This window comes from Maribacter sp. Asnod1-A12, assembly GCF_045063735.1.
Classification (GTDB): Bacteria; Bacteroidota; Bacteroidia; order Flavobacteriales; family Flavobacteriaceae; genus Maribacter.
In genome coordinates this window covers 510,797-537,375 of the sequence record NZ_JBEFNZ010000006.1, presented here as the reverse complement: position 1 = coordinate 537,375, position 26,579 = coordinate 510,797, and the positions used below count along the sequence as shown (strand labels likewise).

General features: G+C 35.5%; 22 protein-coding genes. 13 read left to right on the top strand and 9 right to left on the bottom strand.

Going from position 1 to position 26,579, the window contains the following annotated elements; all coding sequences use genetic code 11:
- Positions 1-57 precede the first annotated feature (57 nt).
- Complete coding sequence (locus tag ACJJVP_RS02365; RefSeq protein ID WP_405410444.1) at positions 58-954, top strand: hypothetical protein; 897 nt, start codon at positions 58-60, stop codon at positions 952-954.
- Here ACJJVP_RS02365 and ACJJVP_RS02360 read toward each other — a convergent pair.
- A complete protein-coding gene (locus ACJJVP_RS02360; RefSeq protein ID WP_405410442.1) occupies positions 951-2,228 on the bottom strand; it encodes a replication-associated recombination protein A in 1,278 nt (425 codons plus the stop codon). The genes ACJJVP_RS02365 and ACJJVP_RS02360 overlap by 4 nt on opposite strands.
- A 145-nt stretch (positions 2,229-2,373) precedes the next feature.
- Between ACJJVP_RS02360 and ACJJVP_RS02355 the strand changes: the two genes are divergently transcribed.
- The gene (locus tag ACJJVP_RS02355; RefSeq protein ID WP_405410440.1) at positions 2,374-3,111 is read left to right on the top strand and encodes a rhomboid family intramembrane serine protease; all 738 of its coding nucleotides are present in this window, start codon (positions 2,374-2,376) and stop codon (positions 3,109-3,111) included.
- Between the two features lie 7 nt (positions 3,112-3,118).
- Here ACJJVP_RS02355 and rlmB read toward each other — a convergent pair whose 3' ends face one another.
- From rlmB to ACJJVP_RS02315, 8 genes are all read right to left on the bottom strand, one after another.
- Positions 3,119-3,853 carry a 23S rRNA (guanosine(2251)-2'-O)-methyltransferase RlmB gene (gene rlmB, locus ACJJVP_RS02350; RefSeq protein WP_405410438.1) on the bottom strand — a complete coding sequence of 245 codons (735 nt, stop codon included), beginning with the start codon at positions 3,851-3,853 and terminating at the stop codon, positions 3,119-3,121.
- Between the two features lie 66 nt (positions 3,854-3,919).
- Positions 3,920-4,666: a hypothetical protein gene (locus ACJJVP_RS02345; protein WP_405410437.1), complete on the bottom strand. Its 747-nt coding sequence runs from the start codon at positions 4,664-4,666 to the stop codon at positions 3,920-3,922.
- Between the two features lie 62 nt (positions 4,667-4,728).
- Entirely contained in the window at positions 4,729-8,100 is a 3,372-nt protein-coding gene (locus ACJJVP_RS02340) for a VCBS repeat-containing protein (protein WP_405410435.1), read from the bottom strand.
- 87 nt (positions 8,101-8,187) lie between these two features.
- Entirely contained in the window at positions 8,188-9,057 is an 870-nt protein-coding gene (locus ACJJVP_RS02335; RefSeq protein WP_405410433.1) for a hypothetical protein, read from the bottom strand.
- 11 nt (positions 9,058-9,068) lie between these two features.
- Complete coding sequence (locus ACJJVP_RS02330; RefSeq protein WP_405410431.1) at positions 9,069-10,745, bottom strand: SusD/RagB family nutrient-binding outer membrane lipoprotein; 1,677 nt, start codon at positions 10,743-10,745, stop codon at positions 9,069-9,071.
- A gap of 30 nt (positions 10,746-10,775) precedes the next feature.
- Positions 10,776-14,018 carry a SusC/RagA family TonB-linked outer membrane protein gene (locus tag ACJJVP_RS02325; protein ID WP_405410429.1) on the bottom strand — a complete coding sequence of 1,081 codons (3,243 nt, stop codon included), beginning with the start codon at positions 14,016-14,018 and terminating at the stop codon, positions 10,776-10,778.
- A gap of 355 nt (positions 14,019-14,373) precedes the next feature.
- Positions 14,374-15,699 (bottom strand): SusD/RagB family nutrient-binding outer membrane lipoprotein, encoded by a 1,326-nt coding sequence (locus ACJJVP_RS02320; protein WP_405410427.1) that lies wholly within the window; start codon positions 15,697-15,699, stop codon positions 14,374-14,376.
- A gap of 14 nt (positions 15,700-15,713) precedes the next feature.
- Positions 15,714-18,893, bottom strand: coding sequence for a SusC/RagA family TonB-linked outer membrane protein (locus tag ACJJVP_RS02315; protein WP_405410425.1), 3,180 nt, complete (start codon positions 18,891-18,893; stop codon positions 15,714-15,716).
- Positions 18,894-19,290: 397 nt separating this feature from the next.
- On the opposite strand from ACJJVP_RS02315, the gene rpsL reads away from it, so the two are divergent.
- The 11 genes from rpsL to rpsC all read left to right on the top strand — a co-directional run bounded on the left by rpsL (position 19,291) and on the right by rpsC (position 26,568).
- Positions 19,291-19,665, top strand: coding sequence for a 30S ribosomal protein S12 (gene rpsL, locus ACJJVP_RS02310; RefSeq protein WP_036152127.1), 375 nt, complete (start codon positions 19,291-19,293; stop codon positions 19,663-19,665).
- A gap of 23 nt (positions 19,666-19,688) precedes the next feature.
- A complete protein-coding gene (gene rpsG / locus ACJJVP_RS02305; protein WP_027064831.1) occupies positions 19,689-20,165 on the top strand; it encodes a 30S ribosomal protein S7 in 477 nt (158 codons plus the stop codon).
- Between the two features lie 6 nt (positions 20,166-20,171).
- Positions 20,172-22,304, top strand: coding sequence for an elongation factor G (gene fusA, locus ACJJVP_RS02300; protein WP_036152129.1), 2,133 nt, complete (start codon positions 20,172-20,174; stop codon positions 22,302-22,304).
- Between the two features lie 9 nt (positions 22,305-22,313).
- Positions 22,314-22,619 (top strand): 30S ribosomal protein S10, encoded by a 306-nt coding sequence (rpsJ, locus tag ACJJVP_RS02295; protein WP_007094989.1) that lies wholly within the window; start codon positions 22,314-22,316, stop codon positions 22,617-22,619.
- A 143-nt stretch (positions 22,620-22,762) separates the two neighbouring features.
- Entirely contained in the window at positions 22,763-23,380 is a 618-nt protein-coding gene (gene rplC, locus ACJJVP_RS02290) for a 50S ribosomal protein L3 (RefSeq protein WP_036152131.1), read from the top strand.
- 4 nt (positions 23,381-23,384) lie between these two features.
- Complete coding sequence (rplD, locus tag ACJJVP_RS02285; RefSeq protein WP_036152134.1) at positions 23,385-24,017, top strand: 50S ribosomal protein L4; 633 nt, start codon at positions 23,385-23,387, stop codon at positions 24,015-24,017.
- Positions 24,018-24,021: 4 nt separating this feature from the next.
- On the top strand, positions 24,022-24,312 hold the full coding sequence (gene rplW / locus ACJJVP_RS02280) for a 50S ribosomal protein L23 (protein WP_036152136.1): 291 nt from the start codon (positions 24,022-24,024) through the stop codon (positions 24,310-24,312).
- A 9-nt stretch (positions 24,313-24,321) separates the two neighbouring features.
- Positions 24,322-25,146, top strand: a complete 825-nt coding sequence (rplB, locus tag ACJJVP_RS02275) for a 50S ribosomal protein L2 (protein WP_405410421.1) — start codon at positions 24,322-24,324, stop codon at positions 25,144-25,146.
- Positions 25,147-25,160: 14 nt separating this feature from the next.
- Positions 25,161-25,439, top strand: coding sequence for a 30S ribosomal protein S19 (gene rpsS / locus ACJJVP_RS02270; protein ID WP_036152139.1), 279 nt, complete (start codon positions 25,161-25,163; stop codon positions 25,437-25,439).
- 3 nt (positions 25,440-25,442) lie between these two features.
- Entirely contained in the window at positions 25,443-25,850 is a 408-nt protein-coding gene (gene rplV / locus ACJJVP_RS02265; RefSeq protein ID WP_036152141.1) for a 50S ribosomal protein L22, read from the top strand.
- A gap of 1 nt (position 25,851) precedes the next feature.
- Positions 25,852-26,568, top strand: coding sequence for a 30S ribosomal protein S3 (gene rpsC / locus ACJJVP_RS02260; RefSeq protein WP_036152143.1), 717 nt, complete (start codon positions 25,852-25,854; stop codon positions 26,566-26,568).
- Positions 26,569-26,579: the final 11 nt, after the last annotated feature.

The following is a 26,579-nucleotide window of genomic DNA, read 5'->3' as shown; positions in this document are numbered from 1 at the left end:
CTATTTTTTTGGCATGCTTTTTTCATATATTACAATGAATTTAAAATTTATATTATTTTGAAAACAGTTATCGCATTATTATTCACTTTTATAGGGCTCTCTTCATTCGCCCAAACTAACTTAAATGATTATAAGTATATTATTGTTCCTAAAAAGTTCGATGCATTTAAGAATATGAACCAACATCAAACAAGTACTTTAATAAAACACCTTTTTACAGGAAAAAGTTTTGTTGCGGTTTATGATGATCAGTTACCAGAAGATTTGAAAGTCAATAGATGTTTAGGGTTAATCGCAGATTTGCAAGATGATAGCAATCTATTTTCTACCAAAACAACAATTAATTTAATTGATTGCAATGATAAAGTGGTATTTAATTCAATGCAGGGTATAAGTAAAGAGAAGGAATATAAAGAAGCTTATAATGAAGCTATAAAAGAATCTATGCGCTCGTTTAATGGTATGAACTATAAGTATACCGCTAAAGATAAAAAAGATCAAACTGTTACCGTTAGTTTCAAAAATGACGTTAAAAAGTTAGATGAGTCTAAAGCTAGTAAAATATTGAAGGATGAAAAGGCAAACGAAAATGCAAAAAAAGTGCCTGCTATAATTTCTGAAGAAACTGAGAAAACTCAATATTATAAAGACAATACGCCTATTGCATCTAACGTCAAGAAAACAGAAAGCGAGAAATCTGCTTTAAAAAGATTAGAGGTTAATAGGTCAGTAGCAAAAAATATTTGGTATGCTCAAGCTACCGATAATGGGTATCAGTTAGTAGATAGTTCTCCTAAGGTAAGAATGAATTTGATGAAGAGTTCTACTGACAATGTATATATGGCTAGAACCGATACTAAAAATGGTATGGTCTATAAAAAAGATGGTAATTGGGTTTTTGAGTACTATGAAAATGATCGATTAGTTCAAGAAGAACTGAATATTAAATTCTAAAGATCATATTTCGTTTTCCATCTATTTTTAAGAAAATCGCTAAGGTTTTTTTCCCTTGCGTTGTTTCCAGGTTTGTAAAAAGTGGTTCCTGTAAGTTCATTGGGTAAAAATTCGGCGTCAACAAAGTTGTTCTGATAGTCATGGGCATATTTATATTCTTGACCGTAACCGAGGTCTTTCATTAATTTAGTTGGAGCATTTCGCAATGGTAATGGTACAGGGAGGTTTCCGGTTTGTTTTACTGCTTGCTGCGCTTTGCCGATCGCCATATAGCTAGCATTACTCTTTGCAGAGGTGGCCAGGTAAATTGCACATTGACTTAGTACAATTCGTGCTTCAGGATAACCAATCGTGGTAACCGCTTGAAAGGTTGTATTTGCCATGACTAAAGCTGTAGGGTTTGCCAGACCTATATCTTCAGAAGCAGAAATAAGCATTCTTCGAGCAATGAATTTTACGTCTTCACCACCTTCTATCATACGGGCTAGCCAATATACGGCTCCATTTGGGTCACTTCCTCTAATAGATTTTATAAAAGCCGATATAATATCATAATGTTGTTCGCCTGTTTTATCATATAACACAGTATTTTTTTGAACTTTAGACAATACCAATTCATTGGTGATAATAATATTATCTCCTTCTTCAGAATTAACTACAAGTTCAAAGATATTTAACAATTTTCTACCATCACCCCCTGAAAGACGTAGAAGGGCTTCAGTTTCCTTTAGTTCAATTTTTTTAGATTTTAACAATGTGTCTTTCTCCATTGCCCTTTTGATCAGGTTTTCAAGATCATCTTTTCCGAAAGCATTTAAAACATAAACTTGACAACGAGACAGTAGTGCGGGTATAACCTCAAAACTTGGATTTTCGGTTGTAGCACCAATTAATGTAACCCACCCTTTTTCGACCGCGGCCAAAAGAGAGTCTTGTTGAGATTTGCTGAACCTGTGGATCTCATCAATGAATAAAATAGGATTTTTAGCAGTGAACAAACCGCCTGCCTGTTTTGCTTTATCAATAACTTCGCGAATATCTTTGACACCACTGTTAATAGCACTTAATACATAAAAAGGTCTTTTGCTATGCTCTGCAATGATATTTGCTAAAGTAGTTTTTCCGGTGCCAGGTGGTCCCCAAAGAATTAATGACGGTATAATACCTTTTTTGATTTGATGCGTAAGCGAGCCCTTTTCACCTACCAAATGGTGCTGACTAATATACTCGTCTAATGTTTTAGGGCGTACGCGTTCTGCTAAAGGTTCATTCATTGCACAAAAGTATAATAAACTTAAATGAGAATAAAAAAGTAAGGTGCCAATTGATTGTTAAGTAGGGATTAGAGTGACAATATGACAAATTTGTAAACGTTGGTAGTATAATTGTAAACCATATAGAAAAAAGCTGATGTCAGAAATGGGACATTTTAAATTCTCAAATAAAGTATTTGCCATTCCACTTTTGGCAATGATTTTGATATGGGGAGTATATTGGGTGGAACTGGCACTTGGTATGAATTTCAATGAAATGGGGGTAATGCCAAGAACGATAATAGGTTTGCGTGGCATCGCATTAAGTCCGTTTATTCATGGTTCTATAGAGCATTTATACAATAACACCATCTCGTTAGCAATATTACTCGCTGCCTTATGGTACTTTTATAGGGATGTCGCATGGAAAGTGGTTTTGTATGGTATTTTTATATCAGGATTTATAACATGGTTAATTGGGCGTACATCATATCATATTGGTGCAAGCGGACTCATATATGTTTTGGCGAGTTTCATTTTTTTTAAAGGAATTTTTAGCTCATACTTCAGGTTAATAGCACTTTCTTTAATAGTTGTTTTTATTTACGGAAGTATGCTTTGGTATATATTTCCCGTAAAGGAAGGTATGTCTTGGGAAGGACATCTTGCCGGTTTTCTCACGGGATTGTTTCTTGCTAAAATGGTGAAAGTAAAAATTCCGCCAACCAAAAAATATGAGTGGGAAAAGTTAGATTTTAAAGAAGAAGATGATTTGTTTTTACAGCACTTTGATGAAAACGGAAACTTTAAGGAACTACCCCTTAAAGAAGAAGATAAAGAGAATGAAAGTTTTAATTTCAACTATATCTTCAAGAAACATTCTAAAAGTGATTCAGATATATAAACGATGATTACAAACGTTGGCGAACCGCTTCGTATAAGAATACTGCACAAGCAACAGAAACATTCAATGATTCAATTTCTCCAAGTAAAGGCAACTTAGCTCTATAATCTGAAGCTTTTAATATAGAAGGTGTAATACCACGATCTTCAGCACCCATAACAATGGCTATAGAATCTGTAAAAGGAACATCATAAACAGAATCATCTGTTTTTTCGGTAGCCGATACTATTTTAATATCAGATGCCTGTAAATAGAAAATAGCATCTTTTAAATGGTCAACCTTAGCAATAGGAACCCTATATGCTGCACCGGCAGAAGTTTTTATAGTATCTGCAGTTACTGGGGCGGCACCTTTCTTTTGAACGATAATGCCATCAACACCTGTGCATTCTGCTGTTCTAATAATAGCACCAAAATTTCGTACATCAGATAGTTGGTCCAGTAATAAAAATAAAGCGGGACCTTCTTTTTCGTTTGCCTTTTCCACTAAATCTTCAAGAGTATGAAATGCGATAGGGGAGATGTTGGCAACGGCACCTTGGTGGTTGCTTTTCGTTAGTCTATTTAACTTTTCAATAGGTACATAGACCATATTGATTTCATTTCGACGCAATAAACCTTCCAATTCTTTCATTAAATCTCCTTTAAGACCCTTTTGTAGAAATACCTTGTCTATCTCTTCATTTGAATTGACAGCTTCTATAATGGCTCTTAAGCCATAAATTTGAGTGGTTTTTTGCATGGGGCAAAGGTAAATAAAAAGCGCCCAACAATTGTTGGGCGCTTTTAAATATTAAGATTAATAATTTCAGCTATTTAAATAGTCGAACACAGTCATTAAATCTTCTTTCGATTTAATGTTTAAGTTTTTTTCTTTTAAAAAAATTTTTAATTCTTCCTTTTTAGATTCATCGACTAATTTTAAAAGCTTATTGTTTTTTTGCGGTATTTGGTCAATTCTATTTATACCCTTTTTTTGAAAGTAATACTCGGTAAATTTTGTAAATCTGCTAGGTACAGCTGCCACAAAAGAATTTTGGGCAGGTTGCCCTTCTGTATACTTTACTAGAGTTCTTTCGAATAGGTCATATTTGTTACCTTTTTGTATCAAAGTTAAATAGCCGTTAAGTGTAGCTTTTTTTTCTGTTACAAACGTTTTAAAGCTTAAAGGGTTTGCATTGATAAGCAAACTAATATCTTTGTCTTTGGTCAATGCTTGATATGCTTCTTCTTCTGAAGAAGTTTTTTTTATTTCAATCTCTTCATTCAGGGCATTGTATCTATAGTAAATGGAACCGACGACTTCATCATTATATTTTAAGATTGTTGGGGCAAAAGTGTTGGAAGTGTATGGTGAGCCTTGAAATTTATCTAAATCTATTTCACGCCTTTTTTGATAAGCCTCGTTAACGGGTCCTAAGAAGTTGGAAATTGCTGCACCTGCAGCTGCATTTTGACTAGCACCTGCTAGGTTTGAAGGCACCTGACCTGCATATTGCGATTGTAAATTGTTACAAGCTAATGCTGCTGCAGCAAGTATTAATAATTTTTTCATGGTGTGGTTATTTTAGTGCTAGAATTTAACTATTTTTTTTAAACCTCTTATATTCAGATAGTTTAATTTTTTGTTAATTCGAAAGTTCTCAGTTTGTCATCGTTAAAACCGGCAACTAGAAGGGTTCTGTCATTATATTTTACCGATTCAGTACTTTTTACATTACCTCTCAAATATAATCCTGTTCTTTCCATTGTTGAAGGTAAATAACCGTTTACTTTATTAGAAATTAACGCTAAACCCGAAATAGCATCAAGTCTCGGTGTTTCCACTTCTGTTTCGTAAATATTTCCGGATATAATACAATCCTCGTAACCATCTTTGTTTAAATCAAATACAGAAATAGCTAAAGTTGGAAATAATTGACATTCATTGGGCAATATTATTTTGTCAAAATGATTATTACCCTTGTTCAAAAGTAGTATAGAGTTAAACTCTGTTGCTTCTGTTGCGTATGATTCTTTTAACTTTTCACCGTAAATGTCTTCCATTGTTGCGTGAGCGAAATCGTTATAAGTGGTAAATTTTTCTTTAATGAATGGCATTTGTTGTGATGAACATTCCCTGCCTCTAACCGGAACATATGTTTCATGATATTTTTTACTTAATACAACGTCGTTAATACCATCGTTATCAAAGTCATTTGCAAAAATTTTAAAAGGCTTCTCAATTGTTGCAGTAAATTTTATGTTCTTACCGACATTCCCAACTATGTAATCTTTATTTCCATCGTTATTTACGTCCGTTTCTTTTATTTTAAACCACCATCCTTTAGAATTCAGCGCAAGTTCATCGGTTGTTATTAGTTCGAATTTTCCATTTTTATTTTGAAACATTCCAATTGGTGTCCATTCGCCGACTGCAATAAAATCTTGCCACCCATCATTATTGAAATCTGTAGTTATGATACTATTGACCAAACCAAAATGTTCTAGGTCTGGTGCTATTTTCTCAGTAACATTTATTAATGTGCCATTATCATTTTCATAAAGTATCGATGCGCTATATTTGGGGTAATTGTGCGGAATTATCCTATTTCCTACTAATATATCGTTATCACCATCTTTATCGAAATCGATTATTGTTACAGATTTACCGCTTTTAGGAAATGAGTTGAGAATAGGAGTCTCCAGTTTTTTAAAATCTCCTTTACCGTTATTTATATATAATCTATCTGCATAATAAGATGAGCTTTCTCCGTATTCATTTCCACCACTAACTACATAAAGATCTAAGTCGTTATCGTTGTCAAAATCAAAGAAAATAGATTCTGCGTCTTCCTTCTCTTTGTCAAGTATTAAGGCTTTTGGAGTGCGATTGACAAAACCATTTTCACTTTGTATATATAACGAACCTGCTTGACCAGATCCACCTCCTATAAATAAATCCTCTTTCCCATCTCCATTTATATCGCCTTTTGACATAAATGGACCGGTGTTAGATTGTTTGTAAGGGAGCAGTATTTCTTGTTCAAAATCGTCGTAGGCAGTTTCTTTATGTCTAAAATTTAAATGTAGTTTGTTATCACTGACATTTTGAAAGTACGAATTGTTTGTAATTGGTACGGAGTTATTTTTTAGTAGCGCATCTTTCTCAGAAAAAGTAAGAAATGAATTAGCTTTAACATTGTACATGTATGCTTTCTTGCCACTGGACCATTCTATTTTTACGGTATCTACTAGGGTTGATTTTCCAAGTCCAAAATGGGCTGCGTTTTCTTGAGACGACATGTATCCTCTTACCCTTTTAACTTCTTCATATTGATTTTTGCTGTCATAAGAGATTGTTACTTTAGCGAATGTCTCAGAAGTAGCTGAATTAGCTGTGACTTTTAAAAAATTACCTGAATTATTTTCTACTGTATTATTTTTATATAAAATTGCTTTTTGATCAATATTATTAATTACTAAATCTAAATCGCCATCATTATCAAAGTCACCTTGAGCAGCACCATTGCTAAATGTTAAATCTTCTAAACCCCATTCATTTGAAGTTTCTCTAAAGCTAAGATCACCTTGGTTTTCATACATTAAATTACGAAGACTTTCTGACGGCATTTGGTCATATAATTTTTGTTTTATGGAATTAGGTATATTTCCCTTGTATTTTATTTTGGTATTATAAACTTTATTTTGAAAATCATTGTCTAAGGCATATTTACGATAGCCGTTTGTTATAAAAACATCTTTAAATCCATCATTATTATAATCGGAGAGTAAGACAGACCAGCTCCAATCAGAACTTGCCATAGAAGATAATTGAGCTATGTTAGAGTAGTGGTCTTTTCCCATGTTAAGCTGTAAAGAGTTGTACATGTATTGGTATTGGAATGCCGCAGTGTTAGTTAAATAATTGAATTTATCTGTACTCATCGATGCCATTAACGTTTTGGCTCTATAATGGTCATTAGATGCCATATCTAAAACAAAAATATCTTGTAATTTATCATTGTTGATATCGGCAATATCTATACCCATACCATAAAATGAAATCTGTTGTGTTAATTCTTTTACTGAATTTGTAAAAGTGCCTTGTTTATCGTTAATGTATATAGCATCTGGTAAGTAGTAGTCACTTGTAATATAGATATCTAAATACCCATCGGTGTTGAGGTCAGAAACACACAAGCCAAGACCAAAAATGGGATTTTCAAGTCCTGCTTTTTTTGTTACATCAACATATTTTCCGTTAGTATTTTGATAGAGATGGCTACTATTGAAATATTTAGATTCTTCAGTATTATTTACAGTTTTAAGTAAGGTGACTGGATCTAAGCCGTACAATTCATTTTCATTCATTACTATACAATCAAGGTCACCATCATTGTCATAATCAAAAAACGCGGTTTGAGTAGAAATACCAGGATCATTTAGTCCATATTCGTTACCTTTTTCAGTAAAACTAAGATCTTGATTATTTATGTAAAGAAGATTATTTCTGTTACTTCTGTTATTAGGACCTCCTTGAGAAACATATATATCTTCCCAACCATCATTATTTATATCTACAAACGTTACTCCATTACTCCATTTTTTTCCAATATTAATACCGGCAGTAAGAGAAATATCTTCAAAAGTAAAATTTCCTTTATTTAAATAAAGTTTATTTTCTACTTGGTTACCCGAAAAGAAAATATCTAATAGTCCGTCATTGTTGATATCTGCAACACCTACGCCTGCTCCGTTATAGAAATAATCAAAATTAAAAACATTATTATAATTCGTTATGTCTTCTTTAAGATTATTACTAAAGTCTATTTTGCTTTGTTTACTTGAAATACTTTCAAAAATTTTTTCGTCAATTTTATTGTTGTTAACTATCTCGTTTATGTTGTCTTTTTTCTGATTATTACATGAAAAGATTACAAACAATAACAGGCTTATATAAATCTTTATTAAGTTCTTTTCTTTAACTATCTGGACCAATTTTAGCATACGGGGGTAAATTTGAGATTAGTTTAAACAAAATAGCTGCCCTATGTTATTAGGGCAGCTATAGAATAATTTAAATACTTAGTGAGATTACCCGTTACAGATATTCAAAGTAATTGCTCCTACTGCTGGGGTTGGACCATCAGAAATTGCCGTTTCTCCGGTTGGAGCAGTAATTTCATAGGTAACTTCACTATCAAATGCTCCAGAAACAAATTCTAAAGTAAATTCAGTTGTTCCCTCTGGTACAATAAAGCTAGCTGTACCTGCACTACCATCTTCTATTGTAAAAGATGAAGCTACGCCATCTATTACAATATCAATAGAAGCACCGTTCCAACCATCACCGTAACTATCTTCTAATTCTATAGTATATTCACCTGCAACTGGGGTTGGAGGTATACATTTAATTACTGGTCCGTAAAAGAACGGAGCATTAAAGAAAGATCCTGTAATTGTTCCTGTACTATCGTCATTGCTAAAAGTTCTACCGTCGGTGAGGGTAAGTACCAATCGATACTGAACAGCATCACCACCGTCAAAATCACCTTCAACCAAACCTAATAATGATAAAGCGTTTGCTAAAGTAGTATTATAACTAGCTCTAGGTAAGCCAAATTCACCGTCGGTAAAATCTGCAGGTAGATATGTTTCAATAAGTATTTCTTCTACAGTTGAATCGCCATTCGCTTCAGTGTTGTCTTCAAAACTAATGTATAGATCAACTTTTTCCAAAAGATCACCATCTTCATAATCTTGCTCTTCAAAAGTAAAGCCAAAAGTGGTAGATGTATCGAAACGATCAAAAACTCCGTCAGATTCAATTGTTCTTAATACAGCACCTCTAGTAGTCTCTGCAAATACTTCATCAATAACTTTACCTCCATCATCATCACATGATGTTGCAAGAAGCGATGAAACACCTATTATAGCGCCTAATATTTTATTGTTTATTTTCATTTTCTTATTTTTTAGTTAGCAGATGGGAATGCAGGTCCAGCAGGATTAGTATCCCAAAATACTTGAGTTGATAAATCAGCTTTCTGAGAAACATTCGAGTTGGTTATAACCTCGGTTTGAGGGTATAGGAATGATCTCGGGAATGAACCAGGATTTAGTTCCCAGTTAGGTGCTAAAGTAGTTGGAAAGCCTGTTCTTCTATAATAGTTGTAAGCTTCGACACCACCACCATAAAGTGCAATCCAATATTGCTCAGATAATATGTTTGTTTGATCATCTCCAGAAGCAGCTAAGTAATCAGCAGCTATGCCATCTATATATGTAGTAACATCTTCATCAGAAGGTGCTACAGATAAATCTGCACTAGAATCTAAAGAACCAAAGCTTTGCACTTTAGCAATAGACTTTGTCATTGCTGATCTTAAGAAAGTCACTTTTTCAGCTGCAGAAGTAGCCATTTCAGCTTGCCAAAAATCAACATATGACGCAAGGATGATTGGCTCAATACCACCACCTCCACCACCAAGGCCAAGACCGACAACATCAAAACTACTATCATCAAAACGACCACCAGCTGGATAAACACCTACTGCAGTTTTTTGGAAACCATCTGGAGGTGTACCTTCATTATTTCCATGAGATCGACCCCAGTATCCGTTTGGTACTGAACAGTAAACATAACCATCGTAGTGTGCAGGTGGAACTGCTAAAGAACAAGCAAGTAATTCTTCGTTTGCAGGTTCCCCGGCAGCACCTGGTGTAGCGCTTTCTTGACGGTAGAAGTAATATCTTATTCTAGGGTCATTTTTTACCAACATGTTATTCATTAACCAGTTGTTCTGATATAAATTTGCACCACTTAGAGTATAGTCATCCTGGTAATCAGGGTGACGCGTATCAGGTTGTAAATCTCTTGTTCCATATTGCCATTGAAAATCGTCTTCTGTACTTGAAATATAATTTCCACCAGCAATAACTGAGCTAAATGAACTTGCGTCTCCAGTGGTAACTGCAGCTTTTAGTCTGATTGTATTAACTAATTTTATCCAATTCTCAGTATCGCCTCCGTAGAAAAAGTCTTCACCACCTTGTGTTCCAGGTTCTGCAGCAAATAAAGTTTCAGCCTCGGTTAATAAGGCTAATGCACCTGTGTAAACATCTTGTCCATCGTCTAATAATGGTGCAGGAAAATCTACAGAGTTACCAGCTTCGCTTAAAGTTGCTTTTCCAAGATAATCAACTAATAATAAAAGCATATGTGCTTTTAAGGTCTGGCCAACTGCAATATGAAAAGAATAATCCGTATCACTTTCAGCATCAATTGTTTTAAGATTATCAACATTTGGAAATATACCTAAGTCAACAGTCGATGTAAACACATCGTCATTGCCATCTGTACTACTATAAAGACGTTCCCAGATATCATCAAAAGTATTACCTGGGTATGTGTTGAAATAATTACGACCAAGCATATAATCAATTCTAGTTAATTCAGAACCGATATCGTTTATGGTATACATATTTGCTACATAAGCAAGTTGAATTGAATTCAACAATAAATTTGGATCTGCTTGATCAGCAGCAAGATCATTAGGGCTAGTCCTAAGATCTAGATCTGTTGTTTCACATGAGTTTAAAAGCACTCCTGCAGTTAAAACAACGGTTATATATTTAATTATTTTTTTCATAATATTTCTATTAATTAAGATTAGCAATTTTTAAAAGGTTGCTTTAACACTAACACCATATCTTCTAGAACTAGGACCGTTAATAAAGTCAAAACCTTGAGAGTTACCAACACCGGCGCCTTGAATATTCGGGTCAAAGTTAGCACCCTTTGGCGTGTTGTAAGCATCATACCACAAGTTAAAACCTTGAGCGGTAATTGTTAATGATCCAAAAGGAGTTCTTTCTAGTGCTTTGGCTGGGAAAGTGTATCCTAAAGAAAGTTCTTGTAAACGAATTACAGAGGCATCATATACCTTTAATTCAGTTGGACCGAATAAAATATTGTTGAAGTAGTACGTAGAGTTATTGATCTGCTTATTATTTACTTCACCAGTACTTTGAGAAACACCAGGTAATATATATGTATTCTCTCTATCTAAAGTTTCAGTTATTAAACCTCTACCTAATAAAGTACCTATAGTGTTAGAAACAATATCACCACCTTTAATATGACTAATTTGAAAACCTAAGTTCCAATTTTTATAAGAAAAAGAGTTGATAACGTTCATGACATAATCAGGGTTTGGATTACCTATTACTGGTACGTTTCCATCTAAATCAACTTCTGTAGTAACATAATCACCACCATCATCAATTAAGAAATTGCCATCAGCATCTCTTGCGATTGCATCACCAACAATTACACCTAGTTGTTCTCCTTTTATTGCGGCATTACCACCTATAGATAAAGTTGAGCTACCAGCATAAATGATGATATCTTGTTCTTGTTCAGTTACAATAAATTTATTTTTAGTAAAGTTTGCTCTAGTATTCCAATTGAAACCGGTTCTGTCATCACTTCTAAACCAATCAACACCTAAGTCAATTTCAATACCATCACCTTCTATTTTACCAACGTTACTTTGAGTAAAGGTAAAACCTGTTGATGGAGAAAGAGGTTCCTCTACAATAAGATCTTTAGTCGTTCTATCAAAATAAGTGAAGTCTAAAGAAACTCTATTGCTAAGGAATTTCGATTCGAAACCTACTTCAAATTCAGAAAGTACCTCAGGCTTTAGATCAGGATTTGCTTTAAAACCTGAAACTTGATTGGTAGTTACGCCAGCATCATCACCGTAAACTTGTGTGTTTTGCTCAACTACACTTACCGTTGGGTACGCTGTAGGGAATGTCGCAGACTGACCTAAACCAGCTCTTATCTTTAAAAAATTAAGTCCTTTTTCAGACTTAATACTAGGCCAAGCAGCAGTCGGTAAGAAAGATCCACTAACACTTGGATAGGTTTGACTGTTGTTTTCTGTAATAAGGTTGGAAACCCAGTCAGTTCTTGTTGATGCCGTTAGAAACAACATGTTGTCATAATCTAAGGTAGCTTGACCTAAGATACCAGCTATGTTTCTTTTTTCTGTATATTGAATAGGTGATTGGTTCAGGTAATTGAAATGTCTTTGAATATCAAAAACAATTTGACCCGTACTAGCAACACCTGATTGATCAAAAGTTGTTGATCTAGAAGTTGCACCAACGTTAAAAGTTAGACCTAATTTTTCTGATAAATCGTAATTACCATTTAAAGCCAAATAGTGATCCCAAATAGTGTTATTGTTATCATATGTATTTAAGAAACCAAAAATAGCGCTTGTAAATTCAACACCACCTTTATTAGAATACTGCTCGTTTCTTTCGTTATAATAATCTAAACCTGCTCTATATGTCATGTTAAGATTATCGTTTATATCATATTGAACAGATGCATTCCAGAAAACACGTGTAGTTAACTGAGAATATTTTGCATTGTTTGCTGTCCAACGAGGGTTGATAATGTCATTTCCATTTCTATAGTACACACTAGAACCGTCAATTGGGTTTTGATAAGGTAAACCTAATAAATCAACACTTCTTGGGGTAAAGTAAATATTACCAAAAATAGAAAGACCAGTAGTACCGTTACCCTCACTAGCCGCAATTGGAGGTGAATTGTAATCAGTTCTAGAGTAGTTCATAGCCCCAGATACTGTAAATCTATTTGATAATTTAGATCGACCACCAATAGAAACGTTAGCTCTTGTTAAACCATTTCCAGGAATAAAAGATTCATCATCTAAATAACCAAAATTGGCATTAAAAGTTGTGTTGCCATCTTCAGAAGCACCGTTAATGTTTACAGAAGTAGAACTTACTGAGCCAGGTTTGAAATACTCTTCTACTGAGTTGTAAGGTTTCCAATCATATCTAGCTCCTTGTAATTCAGGAAAAGCCTCTCTTGTAGAAGCTACTGAAGTTGTACTATAAGGATGTTCTAAAGTACCATTTTCATCGATAGAAGATTGTCTGCCCCAACCAGAAAGACCACTTTCTTCAAAGCTAGGTCCCCAGTTACTGAAGAACCAACCGAATGCTTGATCAAAACCATTTCCGTATTCATCTTGGTAATCTGGTAATGAAGCAAATTCGTTAACGAAGTACGATTGATTAACTGTAATTTCAGTTTTTTTCTTTCCACCAACAGAAGAACCTGCTTTAGTGGTGATAAGGATTACACCGTTTTTACCTTGAGAACCATAAAGTGTTGCAGCAGCAAGACCTTTAAGTACTTCGATTTTTGCGATGTTGTTTGGGTCTAAATCTAAGAATCTTGAAGAACCAGTATTACCAGTCAAGAAGTTAGAACCACCACCATTTGTGTCTTGAGCGTTAGTATCACTACTAAAAGGAACGCCATCAACTACGAATAAAGCTTGATTACTACCACTAAAAGAACTTAATCCCCTTACAACTACATTAGTTGCAGAACCTGACATACCACCTGCAGCAGTAATTTGTACACCTGATGCTTTACCTGATAATACACGTGCTACATCACCTTCAGATCTAGACTCTAAATCTTCTTCGTTCACTGATGATACAGCGAAACCTAAAGCTTTTTTCTCACGCTTAATACCCTGAGCGGTAACAACCACTTCTTCAAGAGCTTGAGCATCTTCTTCCATTTGTACACTTACCGTGCTACCAGCACCAACCGATTTTCTTACGGCTTTTTGACCGATGTAAGTGAATAATAATGTTTCGCCTTGTGCGGCCATAATAGAGTAGTTACCATCGAAGTCAGTTTGGGTACCTGTTGTGGTACCTTCTACTACAATGTTAACTCCGGGCAAAGGAAGCCCTCCCTGATCAGTAACCGTACCGGAAACTGTTTTTTGTTGTGCAAAAGAAATATGCACAACTAACGCTAGAAGTAGCGTTAACAATCCATTTAGTTTTGTTCTCATTTTTAAATTATTTGAATTAGCTAGCGACAAACATCACAATAATGTGTTAATAATGCAAGATAATTTTAATAAAACTTTAAGAACTTGTTATGAAATTGGAAGTTACAGATAAAACACGATCCAGATTTAAAGTTATATAATTCAGCATGGTTTTTTTTATCATATTCGCAATTCTTCAAAAAAAATCAGAAAAACCTGCATTTTATTCAGATCGAAAATTGTATGGGTTTTTAGTATGCTTGTTAAAGATATTTTGAAGGTTTTAACAAAGTGTTTTAGGTGAGAAATATTTTGTTGAAACAAAAGCCTGTAAAGAAATTTACAGGCTTTTTAATGTTTTATGATAACCTGGTTATTAATTGGTGTCCCAATCTACTTTTTCAAATAAAGTAACAGAGGGTGTATTGGTATTAAGGTCCAATTCTGTCTGTGGGTATAAAAACCTAGTCGGTATTGCTGAGCCACTAACAGGTGTTAAACTTGGTAGGCCAGTTCTTCTCCAATCACTATATGTTTCTGGATTTGCATATAGCGCCAACCATTTTTGAGTAATTATATTTTCTAAAGTTATAGAAGCTGGCGAAACGGCTGTTTGTGTAGTGTAGGTTGAGTATTCAGTGTCAAGCCCTAGGCTAGAAAATGAACTTTCAATTCCGGCAAAATAAGCTTCGCTTATATCTGCTTGCGAACCGCCAGTTGCAATAAGACACTCTGCTTTTGCAAACATTAACTCTGTGTAAGTTGCCATATCTACTGCTTGGTCTATAGTAAAGAACTCATGTGTATCGTATTCAATCAAGAATGTTGATTCATTATCACCGTCATAAATATCTTTTCTAGGGTCATTTAGGTTGACCATAACAGCATCCATTGTTGGGCTAAAACCGATATCGCCTCTATCTCGGTTAAATTGGTACCATGGAGAAGCTGTCGCTGCCCCAGTTCCGAAAGCGAAATTAAAATCATCTGCGCTAGAGTCAAAAGCATTTTCAATAGATGTTAAGGCAGCGGCGTAATTGGCGGTGTTTAGCAAACCTTCGTGCAAATATGCTTTCGCATCAATGGCGTGCGCTGCTTTTATCCATGCAGAAGTATCTCCAAAATAAATTAAATCACCAGAAAGAGCTAATCCGCCATCAGATGAAGCAAAATTATTTCTTCCACTGGCTAGTAGAGAATGTATTTCTGAGTAAATGGATGCTTGAGAATCATAAGCGGGCTGTAAATTTTCAACACCTGTAAAAGCTTCTGTATAAGGTATGTCATTCCAGTAATCTGTCATAACCATTAATGAAAAAGCTTTCAAAATTTGTCCTGCTCCTACGTAATGGTTGTATCCAGCTTCTGAAGATTGCTGAATCATTATATCAGAATTCTGTAGAACATCAACGTAGAAGTTAGACCAGTCTGTACTTCTGTCGGATGCAACCGTAGTGTAACTATTGAAACCAGCCCACTGGCGGTCTAGCCCTTCTATTTGTTGAACCCACATACAAGAAACTCTCGAGAAATTCGCATTGTAATTGTATGCAAGTGCTAGTTGTATTGTAGGTAATATAGCCGCCGACGATACCTCGGTTGGGTCATTTGGGTTTTCGTTTGTTTCTTCGAGGAAAGGCTCACATGATATTATGAAGCCTAAAATCAATAGAAATAACCCTTTGTATATTATATTTTTCATGATTACTTTATTTTTTAGAAAGTTAAATTGATGCCTAATCCATATGATTTAGTGCCTGGGTTGTTAAAATAGTCTATACCCTGTGCGTTACTACCGGCACCGGTTAAACTTGTTTCTGGGTCAACACCAGTATAAGGGGTTTCTAGCCATAGATTATTTCCTGTAAAAGTTAGACTAACATTGTCAAAGAAATCACTATTGATGGCGCTTGTTAGGTCATAAGATAAGTTTAAAGACCTTAAGCGTAACCAAGATGTGCTTTGTACAAAAGCCTCGTCTACACTGCCGAAACCACTTAGACCGCTACTTTCGTAATAATACTGGTCTAAGGTTGCAACAATATCATTAGCTGATCCATCAGATTGTTTAACACCTTCGATGATTAAAGTTTCTCCACGGTTTTCGGTAATTTTTGATCGTCCAAAAAAGCTAAGTGCCCAGTCTGTGCCATTCCACATTTCTCCACCTTGTTTCCATTCTAATAAGAAGTTAAGAGTTAAATTTTTATAGGTGAAGGTATTGTTGAAACCTAAAGTGAAATCTGGTGTTGGATCTCCTATTACCTTAAGTTCTGGGTCGGCAATTTGTAACCCGTAATTAGAAGATGTTGGGTCATCATCAATAATTATATTACCAGCATCATCCCTTAAAAAAGAACCGCCATAAAGTTGACCGAAACGCTCACCGGGGATATTGTAAGAAACAAAACCTCCTAGAAATTGACTTTCAACACCTTCAGCTAATGAATTAACTATAGTTTCACTTTTGTCAAAATTTACGCCTAGGTTATATTTGAAATTATCACCATCTATAATTTTTGCATTTAAAGTAACTTCAAGACCTGTGGTCTCTAGCTCGCCTGAATTTAAGAAACTTGAATCATAACCTGTAGATTTGGCAATTGGTACAGCTAAGATCTGATCCTTTGCGAGTCTATGATAATAGGCTGCATCTATTGAAAGTCTATTTTTGAACAATCTTAAATCTAAACCTATTTCCTCTGATGTTACTGTGGATGGTTTTAAGGAGTTATTTCCTAAATCATCATTAATTTGGAAACCAGCAGTTCCATTAAAAGGAAAATTTATACCGGTCGACCATCCATCTGCTATAGCTGCAGTTTCATATGCGGTAGATGTGGCGTATGCCGATGGTGCACCAGCACCTACTTGTGCCCAAGACGCTCTTAATTTACCAAAAGATAAGAAATCACTAGTGCCGGTTAATTCACTGAAAACAAAACCTAAGCTAGCAGACGGATAAAATAAGGCAATGTTTTCTAGGGAGAAGTTGTTAGGGTCTTCTAATGTGGATAGGTAATCTTGTCTTCCGGTAATTGTTAGATATAACATTCTTTTATAACCAAAATCCAATTGACCATAAAAACCAACGTTCTTTTTCTTGGATACATCATAGTCACTTTGTACAGTAGCAGCATTGGTAATATTATTAAAACCTTTTATGCCTAGATCGGAACCTTCAACGTAAGTTACTTTTTGTTCTTCCGAATAGATATTGACACCTAATAAATATCCAAAATTCAAGTCTTCTGAGATGTCGGTGTTACCGTTTAAATTGAAATAATTATCAGTGTGACGATAAGCATAGTTATCTAATATAAGCGCTCCTGCTGTATTCGTTCTTGAACCAATATCAAAAAATTGAACTCTATCATCTGCATAAGTATCAATACCTACATTACCAGCAAAATTTAACCAGTCTGTAATAGTGTAATTAATACCTACACTACCAACAAACCTATTCACTTCATCAGTATATGGTACATTGTTTATAACCCAATAAGGATTGTCATAACCACCCCCGCCACGGTAATTTCTTTGAGATCCATCTTCAAATTCGTAAGCTGCTATTTCATCTTGGGCATTGGCAAACCCATTACTATTGTCGAAAGAAATAGGTGTTCTTAGTAAACCTAACATTAAACCAGAAGTGTTACTACCTTGTTGTATTCTGTAAGAGCTGGAATTTGTGTAGGTACCTGACATGTTTATTGAAAACTTGTTACTTATTTTTGCGGAACCTGAGAAGTTTAAAGTATTTCTGTCAAAATCATTTTTTGGTACTATACCTTCTTCTGATGTTTTTCCATAAGCCAAACGAAATGTTGTTTTATCTCCACCGCCAGATATTGAGAATGAGTTTTCTGTTGTCACTCCTGTTTGGAAAACTTCAAATACGTCATAAGTTGTAAAAGGAGTGAGGTTTCCTGTTGTGTTTCCTTCTACGATTCTGCCATTGTTGTCATACGCGTAATCAGAGCCATCCCAGAATAAGTTAGACTTGTCTGGACCCCAACTTCCTGAAGTTCCTGTTTCAGGACCAGCCCAAACCCCTCCGCTACCTTGAACAAAAGTGTTCTGAAGTTCTGGGTACTTATTGACTTTACTAAATGTAAGGTTAGATCTTACATTTACTTTTAGTTTTCCAGGGGCACCTTTCTTAGTTGTAATCACAATAACTCCGTTACCGCCATCAACACCGTAAAGCGCTGCTGCAGCTCCCCCTTTTAATACGTTTATGGTTTCAATGTCGGCAGGGTTAATGTCCATACCTCTGTTAGATCCTGCTACACCGGCATTTCTACTTTCTGAATTGTTCTGAGAATTATTCATTCTAACGCCATCCACGATCATTAAGGCTTGATTGTCTCCCGATAGAGAAGTTTGTCCTCTTATTACTATTCTTGTTCCTGCTCCTGCAGATCCAGATGCGCTTGTGATTTTTACCCCTGCCGCCTGGCCTGCTAGTGCAGAAAGCGCATCATTCGCATTTGAGTTGTTAATGGTTTCTGAGCTTACAGCTTGTACAGAGTAGCCAACTGCTCTAGTTTCTTTTTTAACCCCAAGTGCTGTTACAACCACTTCATCTAGGGCTTCTGCACTTTCTTCCATTTGAATACTTATGGATGAATTTGTTCCAATTACTTTACTGGCGGTTTTTTGCCCTATGTAGGTGAATAGTAGGGTTTGGCCAGTTGCACCACTAATAGAGTAGTTCCCGTCAAAATCAGTTTGTGTTCCGTTAGTAGTTCCCTGTACAATTATGTTTACCCCGGGTAGTGGTAATCCATTTTGATCTGAAACTGTACCAGTGATTTCTTTTTGTTGTGCAAAGGTAATATGCACGACTAGCACCAGAATTAGTGTTAACCATCGTTTTAGTTTTGCTTTCATTTTTAAATTATTTGAGTTAGTTAGTAGTAAAACTCATAATAATATGTTAACAAGACTAAAAAATTTTAAGAAAATTTTAGTAATACATTAATAATTTTGATATTAAAATTTTCGCAAGGTTTTAATTAATAGATGCATAAATATGCATCTATAGTTTTAATAAATTCATAATTACTTAAAAATGAATACAAAATATTAAATTATGATTGGACTACAAATCATGTAGGTATGCCAAGGTGTTATCTCTTTGTTTGGTTGAAATTTTATACATGTTTATAGGGAAGTAAAAAGGACTGTTTGAAAAAAAATAAAAATAAATACGTAAGGGTTTGAATTATAATGAAATATTACTACATTTGCCGACCCTTAAAGTAGGGGTAATTTTATATATTATAGTATGCCAACAATATCACAATTAGTACGAATAGGAAGAGAGACGATTACTAAGAAGAGTAAATCGGCTGCTTTGGATTCGTGTCCTCAAAGAAGGGGTGTTTGTACACGTGTTTATACTACCACGCCTAAGAAACCAAATTCAGCTATGAGAAAAGTAGCAAGGGTAAGGTTAACTAACGGTAAGGAAGTGAATGCTTACATTCCAGGAGAGGGTCACAATCTTCAAGAGCACTCGATAGTATTAGTAAGAGGCGGAAGAGTTAAAGATTTACCAGGAGTTAGGTATCATATTGTACGTGGTGCATTGGACACAGCAGGTGTGGCCGGTAGAACACAACGTAGATCTAAATATGGTGCAAAACGCCCTAAGAAGTAATTAAACTTGTTTAAAAGGAAGTAATGAGAAAAAGACAGGCAAAGAAAAGACCACTTTTACCAGATCCAAGATTTAATGATCAGTTGGTGACACGTTTCGTCAATATGATGATGTGGGATGGTAAAAAATCAGTTGCTTTTGGTGTTTTTTACGATGCAATTGATATCGTGGATGCAAAGAAGACTGATGAAGAGAAGACAGCTTTAGAGCTTTGGAAAGATGCATTAAGTAATGTAATGCCCCACGTGGAAGTTAGAAGTAGAAGAGTTGGTGGTGCAACATTTCAAATTCCAATGCAGATTAGACCAGACCGTAAAATATCAACAGCTATGAAGTGGTTGATTAGTTATGCAAGAAAGCGTAACGAAAAGGGTATGGCTCAAAAATTGGCTGGAGAGATTTTAGCTGCTGCAAAAGAGGAAGGTGCAGCTGTTAAGAAAAGAGTCGATACGCACAAGATGGCTGAGGCAAACAAAGCATTTTCGCACTTTAGATTCTAAATAGACATGGCAAGAGATTTAAAATTTACAAGAAATATAGGTATTGCTGCGCATATTGATGCTGGTAAGACTACTACGACAGAGCGTATACTTTTTTATACGGGTGTAAGTCATAAGATAGGTGAGGTTCATGATGGTGCTGCTACTATGGACTGGATGGAGCAGGAGCAAGAAAGAGGTATTACAATTACTTCTGCTGCTACTACATGTACATGGAAGTTTCCTTTGGAAAATGCAAAGGAATTGCCTGATACAAAGGATTATCACTTTAATATAATAGATACTCCAGGTCACGTTGATTTTACCGTAGAGGTGAATCGTTCTTTACGTGTTTTGGATGGTTTGGTCTTTTTGTTTAGTGCTGTTGATGGTGTTGAGCCTCAGTCAGAAACTAACTGGAGATTGGCTGACAATTATAAAGTTCCAAGAATAGGTTTTGTGAACAAAATGGACCGTCAGGGTTCTAATTTCCTTATGGTGTGTAAGCAAGTTAAGGAAATGTTAGGTTCTAATGCTGTGCCAATTGTACTTCCTATCGGTGATGAAGCTGATTTTAGGGGTATTGTTGATTTGGCTAAGAACAGAGCAATTGTTTGGCATGATGAAGGATTCGGTTCTACATTTGATGTGATCGATATTCCTGAAGAAATGAAAGCTGAAGTTAAGGAGTATAGAGCTGCCTTAATTGAAGCTGTTGCAGAATATGATGAGGAGTTAATGGAGAAATTCTTCGAAGACGAAGATTCTATTACTGAAGAAGAAGTACACGCTGCTTTAAGAGCTGCGGTTATGGATCGTGCTATCATCCCTATGATATGTGGTTCTTCATTCAAAAATAAAGGTGTTCAGTTTTTATTGGATGCTGTTTGTAGATATTTACCTTCTCCGGTAGATAAGGATGATATCGAAGGAACAAATCCTGATACAGGTGCTGTAGAAAAACGTAAGCCTAATGTAAAAGAGCCATTCTCGGCTTTAGCATTTAAGATTGCTACCGATCCTTTCGTAGGTAGATTGGCATTCTTTAGAACATATTCTGGTCGTTTAGATGCTGGGTCTTATATATTGAACAATCGTTCAGGTAAAAAAGAACGTATTTCTCGTATTTATCAAATGCATTCCAATAAGCAAAATGCTATTGATTTTATCGAAGCAGGTGATATTGGTGCGGCTGTAGGTTTTAAAGATATTAAGACTGGTGATACCATGTCTGATGAAAAGCACCCAATTGTTTTGGAAAGTATGGACTTCCCGGAACCGGTAATTGGTATTGCTGTAGAGCCAAAGACGAAAGCAGATGTTGATAAGTTAGGTATGGCTTTAGCTAAATTAGCTGAAGAGGATCCTACTTTCCAAGTAAAAACTGATGAGGCTTCTGGACAGACAATTATATCTGGTATGGGTGAGCTTCACTTAGATATTATTGTTGATCGTTTAAGAAGAGAATTTAAGGTTGAAGTTAGTCAAGGTGAACCTCAAGTAGAATACAAAGAGGCTTTAACTAAAACGGCTGGACACAGAGAAACTTATAAGAAGCAATCTGGTGGTCGTGGTAAGTTTGGTGATATTGTATTTGAAATGGGTCCTGCTGATGAGGATTTCGAAGGAGAAGGACTTCAGTTTGTTGATGAAATTAAAGGTGGTCGTATTCCAAAAGAATTTATTCCATCTGTAGAGAAAGGTTTTAAAGTTGCAATGCAAAACGGACCTTTAGCTGGATATGAAATGGATTCTATGAAAGTTGTTCTTAAGGATGGATCTTTCCACCCTGTGGATTCTGATGCACTTTCTTTCGAATTAGCTGCAAAAATGGGTTACAAAGCTGCTGGTAAAGCTGCTGGTGCCGTTGTTATGGAGCCAATCATGAAGTTAGAAGTTATTACTCCTGAAGAAAACATGGGTGATATCGTTGGAGATTTAAATAGACGTAGAGGTACTATTGGTGATATGAGCGATAGAGCTGGAGCAAAAGTTGTTAAGGGTACAGTGCCATTATCTGAAATGTTTGGATATGTTACTTCTCTTAGAACATTATCTTCAGGTCGTGCAACTTCAACAATGGAATTTTCACACTATGCAGAAACTCCTTCTAATATTTCAGAAGAAGTTATCAAAGCAGCAAAAGGTATAACAGCATAAATTTAGGACATGAGTCAGAAAATTAGAATAAAACTTAAATCTTACGATCACAATTTGGTGGATAAGTCTGCTGAGAAGATTGTAAAAACGGTAAAGACTACCGGTGCTGTTGTAACAGGACCAATTCCTTTACCAACACATAAAAAGATATTTACAGTATTGCGTTCACCGCACGTAAATAAGAAATCTAGAGAGCAGTTCCAATTAAGTTCTTATAAGAGGTTATTGGATATTTATAGCTCTTCATCTAAAACTATTGATGCACTTATGAAGTTAGAGCTTCCAAGTGGTGTAGAAGTAGAGATTAAGGTGTAATTCACAATCTAATCCTTAATGGGTTGGATAACATGTCCTAAGCTGCGTGCGAGGGAAAAACGGAAAAAATAATTTAGGGTTAAATTATTTTGACCCTATTTTTTTGAATAGAATTTAATAAGTAATAATTAATATAAATAAGTATGTCTGGGTTAATAGGAAAGAAAGTAGGCATGACCAGTATTTTTGACGAGAATGGAAAAAACATTCCATGTACCGTTATACAGGCTGGACCATGTGTAGTTACCCAAGTCAGAACCGAAGAGGTCGACGGGTATAGTGCCCTTCAACTTGGTTTCGATGACAAGGCAGAAAGTCGTGCTATTAAGGCTGAATTAGGCCATTTTAAAAAAGCAGGTGCTTCTCCTAAGAAAAAAGTCGTTGAGTTCCGAGATTTTGAAGGTGAATTTAAATTAGGTGACACTGTTGGTGTTGATGTTTTTGCTGAAGGACAATTCGTAGATGTTATTGGTACATCTAAGGGTAAAGGTTTTCAGGGTGTTGTAAAACGTCACGGATTCGGTGGAGTTGGTCAAGCAACTCATGGTCAGCATAACAGACTTAGAGCTCCTGGTTCTATTGGTGCTGCATCATATCCTGCAAGAGTATTTAAAGGTATGAAAATGGCCGGTAGAATGGGTACTGATCGTGTAACGGTTCAGAACCTTAGAGTTTTAAAAGTAGTTCCAGAAAAGAATCTTTTAGTAGTAAAAGGTTGTGTTCCGGGCCATAAGAATGCTTATGTAACCATACAAAGGTAGAGTAATGAAGATAGCAGTTTTAGATATTAAAGGAAAAGACACAGGTAGAAAGGCAAACCTTTCTGATGATGTTTTCGCTATAGAGCCTAATGATCATGCAGTTTACCTAGATGTAAAGCAGTATTTGGCTCACCAGAGACAAGGTACGCACAAAGCAAAGGAAAGAGCTGAGATTGCTGGTAGTACTAGAAAAATTAAGAAACAAAAAGGTACTGGTACTGCGAGAGCAGGTAGTATTAAATCTCCAGTCTTTAGAGGTGGTGGTAGAATATTTGGCCCTAGACCTAGAGATTATAGTCAAAAGTTAAATAAAAACTTAAAGCGTTTGGCAAGAAAATCTGCATTGACTTTAAAGTCTAAAGAGAATGCAATTTTAGTAGTTGAAGACTTTGATTTTGACACTCCTAAAACTAAAGATTTTGTTCAGGTTTTAAAGACTTTAGGTCTTGAGAATAAAAAGTCTTTAATAGTGTTGGGTGATTCAAATAAAGGTGTATATTTGTCTTCGCGTAATTTTAAAGGCTCAGAAGTTATAACTAACTCAGAATTAAGTACTTACAAAATTCTTCATGCTAATAGTGTGGTGTTGTTAGAAAGCTCTTTAGAAGGAATTGAATCGAATTTAAATAAACAATAATATCATGAGTGTGTTGATAAAACCAATTATAACGGAAAAGATGACTGCTGATAGCGAGTTGAATAACCGTTATGGATTCGTAGTTGACCCTAAGGCTAACAAGTTGCAGATTAAAGATGCGGTTGAAGCTACTTATGGTGTTTCTGTGAAGAAGGTTCGTACAATGAATTACGGTCCTTCAAGAAAATCCAGATATACAAAAACTGGTGTACAGCATGGAAAAACAAATGCTATTAAAAAAGCAATTGTTGATGTTGTAGAAGGTGATATTATCGATTTTTACAGTAATCTATAAAGACAAGAAATGTCAGTTAGAAAATTAAAACCAATCACTCCAGGACAGCGTTTTAGAGTAGTAAATGGATTTGACGCCATTACTGCTGATAAGCCGGAGAAAAGCTTGCTTGCTCCGTTAAAAAAGTCGGGAGGTAGAAACAGTCAAGGAAAGATGACCATACGCCAAAAAGGTGGAGGTCATAAAAGAAGGTATCGTGTAATAGATTTTAAGAGAGACAAACAAGATGTGTCTGCTACTGTTAAGACTATTGAGTATGATCCAAATAGAACTGGATTTATTGCTCTTTTGGAATATGCAGATGGTGAGAAGCGTTATGTAATCGCTCAGAATGGTTTACAAGTTGATCAGCAGGTTTCTGCTGGTGCTACAGTAGCTCCTGAGATTGGTAATGCGTTGCCGTTAAGCGAAATTCCGTTAGGTACTATAATTTCATGTATTGAGTTAAGACCTGGTCAAGGAGCTGTTATGGCTCGTAGTGCTGGTACATTTGCTCAACTTATGGCGAAGGACGGTAAATTTGTTACTGTTAAGATGCCATCTGGTGAAACTAGATTAATTCTTTCTGGTTGTATGGCAACTATTGGTGCTATATCTAACTCGGATCATCAATTATTGGTATCAGGTAAAGCTGGTAGAAGTAGATGGTTGGGTAGAAGACCTAGAACTAGACCGGTAGCTATGAACCCTGTCGATCACCCAATGGGTGGTGGTGAAGGTAGAGCTTCAGGTGGTCATCCAAGATCGAGAAACGGAATACCTGCTAAAGGATTCAGAACTCGTTCTAAGACCAAGAGCACCAACAAGTATATAATAGAACGTAGAAAGAAATAAAAAAGTAGAAAGAAATGGCACGTTCACTAAAAAAAGGACCTTACGTTCACTATAGTTTGGAGAAAAAAATCCAACAAAGTGTATCATCCGGTAAAAAATCGGTAATCAAAACTTGGTCTAGAGCATCTATGATTACTCCTGATTTTGTTGGGATGACAATAGCGGTTCACAACGGAAAACAATTTGTACCTGTTTTTGTAACAGAAAACATGGTAGGACATAAACTTGGGGAATTTTCACCAACTAGATCTTTTAGAGGTCATGCGGGTGCGAAAAACAAAGGAAAAAAGTAAGCTATGGGAGTTCGTAAAAAACAGATGGCCGAAAGAATAAAGGCCGAGAAGAAGATGGTAGCTTTCGCTAAGTTGAATAACTGTCCTACTTCACCTAGAAAAATGCGTTTAGTTGCAGATTTAATTCGTGGTGTAAAGGTAGAACAAGCTTTAGCTATATTAAGGTTTAATCCTAAAGAAGCTTCTAGAAAGTTAGAGAAATTATTACTTTCAGCTTTGGCTAATTGGCAAGCAAAAAATGAAGAGGCAAATTTAGAAGATGCTGATTTAATTGTTGCTGAGATTAGAGTAGATAGTGGTGCAATGTTGAAAAGATTGCGTCCTGCTCCACAAGGTAGAGCACATAGAATTAGAAAACGTTCAAACCATGTTACATTGGTTTTGGGTTCAAAAAACATAACAGAAAACTAGGATGGGACAGAAAACAAATCCAATAGGAAATCGTCTAGGAATCATAAGAGGTTGGGAGTCTAACTGGTATGGTGGAAACGATTACGGAGATAAATTGGCTGAGGATGATAAAATACGTAAGTATATTCATGCCAGACTTTCTAAAGCTAGTGTTTCAAGAGTTATAATTGAACGTACTCTTAAATTAATCACGGTTACTGTTACAACTGCTAGACCTGGTATTATTATCGGTAAAGGTGGTCAGGAAGTTGATAAATTAAAAGAGGAGTTGAAAAAGATCACCAATAAGGAGGTTCAAATCAACATTTTTGAAATAAAAAGACCTGAGCTTGACGCTAATTTAGTAGCGGCAAGTGTTGCTCGTCAAATAGAAAGTAGAATTTCTTTTAGAAGAGCGATAAAAATGGCAATCGCCGCAGCAATGCGTATGAATGCCGAAGGAATAAAGATTCAAATCTCTGGTAGATTGAATGGTGCTGAAATGGCACGTTCTGAATCTTATAAAGATGGTAGAATTCCATTATCTACTTTTAGAGCAGATATTGATTATGCTTTGCAAGAAGCTCAAACTACATATGGTAAGCTTGGTATTAAAGTTTGGATTATGAAAGGTGAGGTTTATGGTAAAAGAGAATTATCTCCATTAGTAGGGATGAAAAAAGATTCTTCCAAAGGTGGTAAGCAAGAAGGTGGAAGAAAACAACGTCGTAGAAAGTAATTTTTTAAAGA

Bases quoted from the DNA above. Each gene is read 5' to 3' on its own strand.
- ACJJVP_RS02360 (WP_405410442.1), bottom strand. From the start codon at position 2,228: ATGAATGAACCTTTAGCAGAACGCGTACGCCCTAAAACATTAGACGAG.
- ACJJVP_RS02355 (WP_405410440.1), top strand. From the start codon at position 2,374: ATGGGACATTTTAAATTCTCAAATAAAGTATTTGCCATTCCACTTTTG.
- rlmB (WP_405410438.1), bottom strand. From the start codon at position 3,853: ATGCAAAAAACCACTCAAATTTATGGCTTAAGAGCCATTATAGAAGCT.
- ACJJVP_RS02345 (WP_405410437.1), bottom strand. From the start codon at position 4,666: ATGAAAAAATTATTAATACTTGCTGCAGCAGCATTAGCTTGTAACAAT.
- ACJJVP_RS02340 (WP_405410435.1), bottom strand. From the start codon at position 8,100: ATGCTAAAATTGGTCCAGATAGTTAAAGAAAAGAACTTAATAAAGATT.
- ACJJVP_RS02335 (WP_405410433.1), bottom strand. From the start codon at position 9,057: ATGAAAATAAACAATAAAATATTAGGCGCTATAATAGGTGTTTCATCG.
- ACJJVP_RS02330 (WP_405410431.1), bottom strand. From the start codon at position 10,745: ATGAAAAAAATAATTAAATATATAACCGTTGTTTTAACTGCAGGAGTG.
- ACJJVP_RS02325 (WP_405410429.1), bottom strand. From the start codon at position 14,018: ATGAGAACAAAACTAAATGGATTGTTAACGCTACTTCTAGCGTTAGTT.
- ACJJVP_RS02320 (WP_405410427.1), bottom strand. From the start codon at position 15,699: ATGAAAAATATAATATACAAAGGGTTATTTCTATTGATTTTAGGCTTC.
- ACJJVP_RS02315 (WP_405410425.1), bottom strand. From the start codon at position 18,893: ATGAAAGCAAAACTAAAACGATGGTTAACACTAATTCTGGTGCTAGTC.
- rpsL (WP_036152127.1), top strand. From the start codon at position 19,291: ATGCCAACAATATCACAATTAGTACGAATAGGAAGAGAGACGATTACT.
- rpsG (WP_027064831.1), top strand. From the start codon at position 19,689: ATGAGAAAAAGACAGGCAAAGAAAAGACCACTTTTACCAGATCCAAGA.
- fusA (WP_036152129.1), top strand. From the start codon at position 20,172: ATGGCAAGAGATTTAAAATTTACAAGAAATATAGGTATTGCTGCGCAT.
- rpsJ (WP_007094989.1), top strand. From the start codon at position 22,314: ATGAGTCAGAAAATTAGAATAAAACTTAAATCTTACGATCACAATTTG.
- rplC (WP_036152131.1), top strand. From the start codon at position 22,763: ATGTCTGGGTTAATAGGAAAGAAAGTAGGCATGACCAGTATTTTTGAC.
- rplD (WP_036152134.1), top strand. From the start codon at position 23,385: ATGAAGATAGCAGTTTTAGATATTAAAGGAAAAGACACAGGTAGAAAG.
- rplW (WP_036152136.1), top strand. From the start codon at position 24,022: ATGAGTGTGTTGATAAAACCAATTATAACGGAAAAGATGACTGCTGAT.
- rplB (WP_405410421.1), top strand. From the start codon at position 24,322: ATGTCAGTTAGAAAATTAAAACCAATCACTCCAGGACAGCGTTTTAGA.
- rpsS (WP_036152139.1), top strand. From the start codon at position 25,161: ATGGCACGTTCACTAAAAAAAGGACCTTACGTTCACTATAGTTTGGAG.
- rplV (WP_036152141.1), top strand. From the start codon at position 25,443: ATGGGAGTTCGTAAAAAACAGATGGCCGAAAGAATAAAGGCCGAGAAG.
- rpsC (WP_036152143.1), top strand. From the start codon at position 25,852: ATGGGACAGAAAACAAATCCAATAGGAAATCGTCTAGGAATCATAAGA.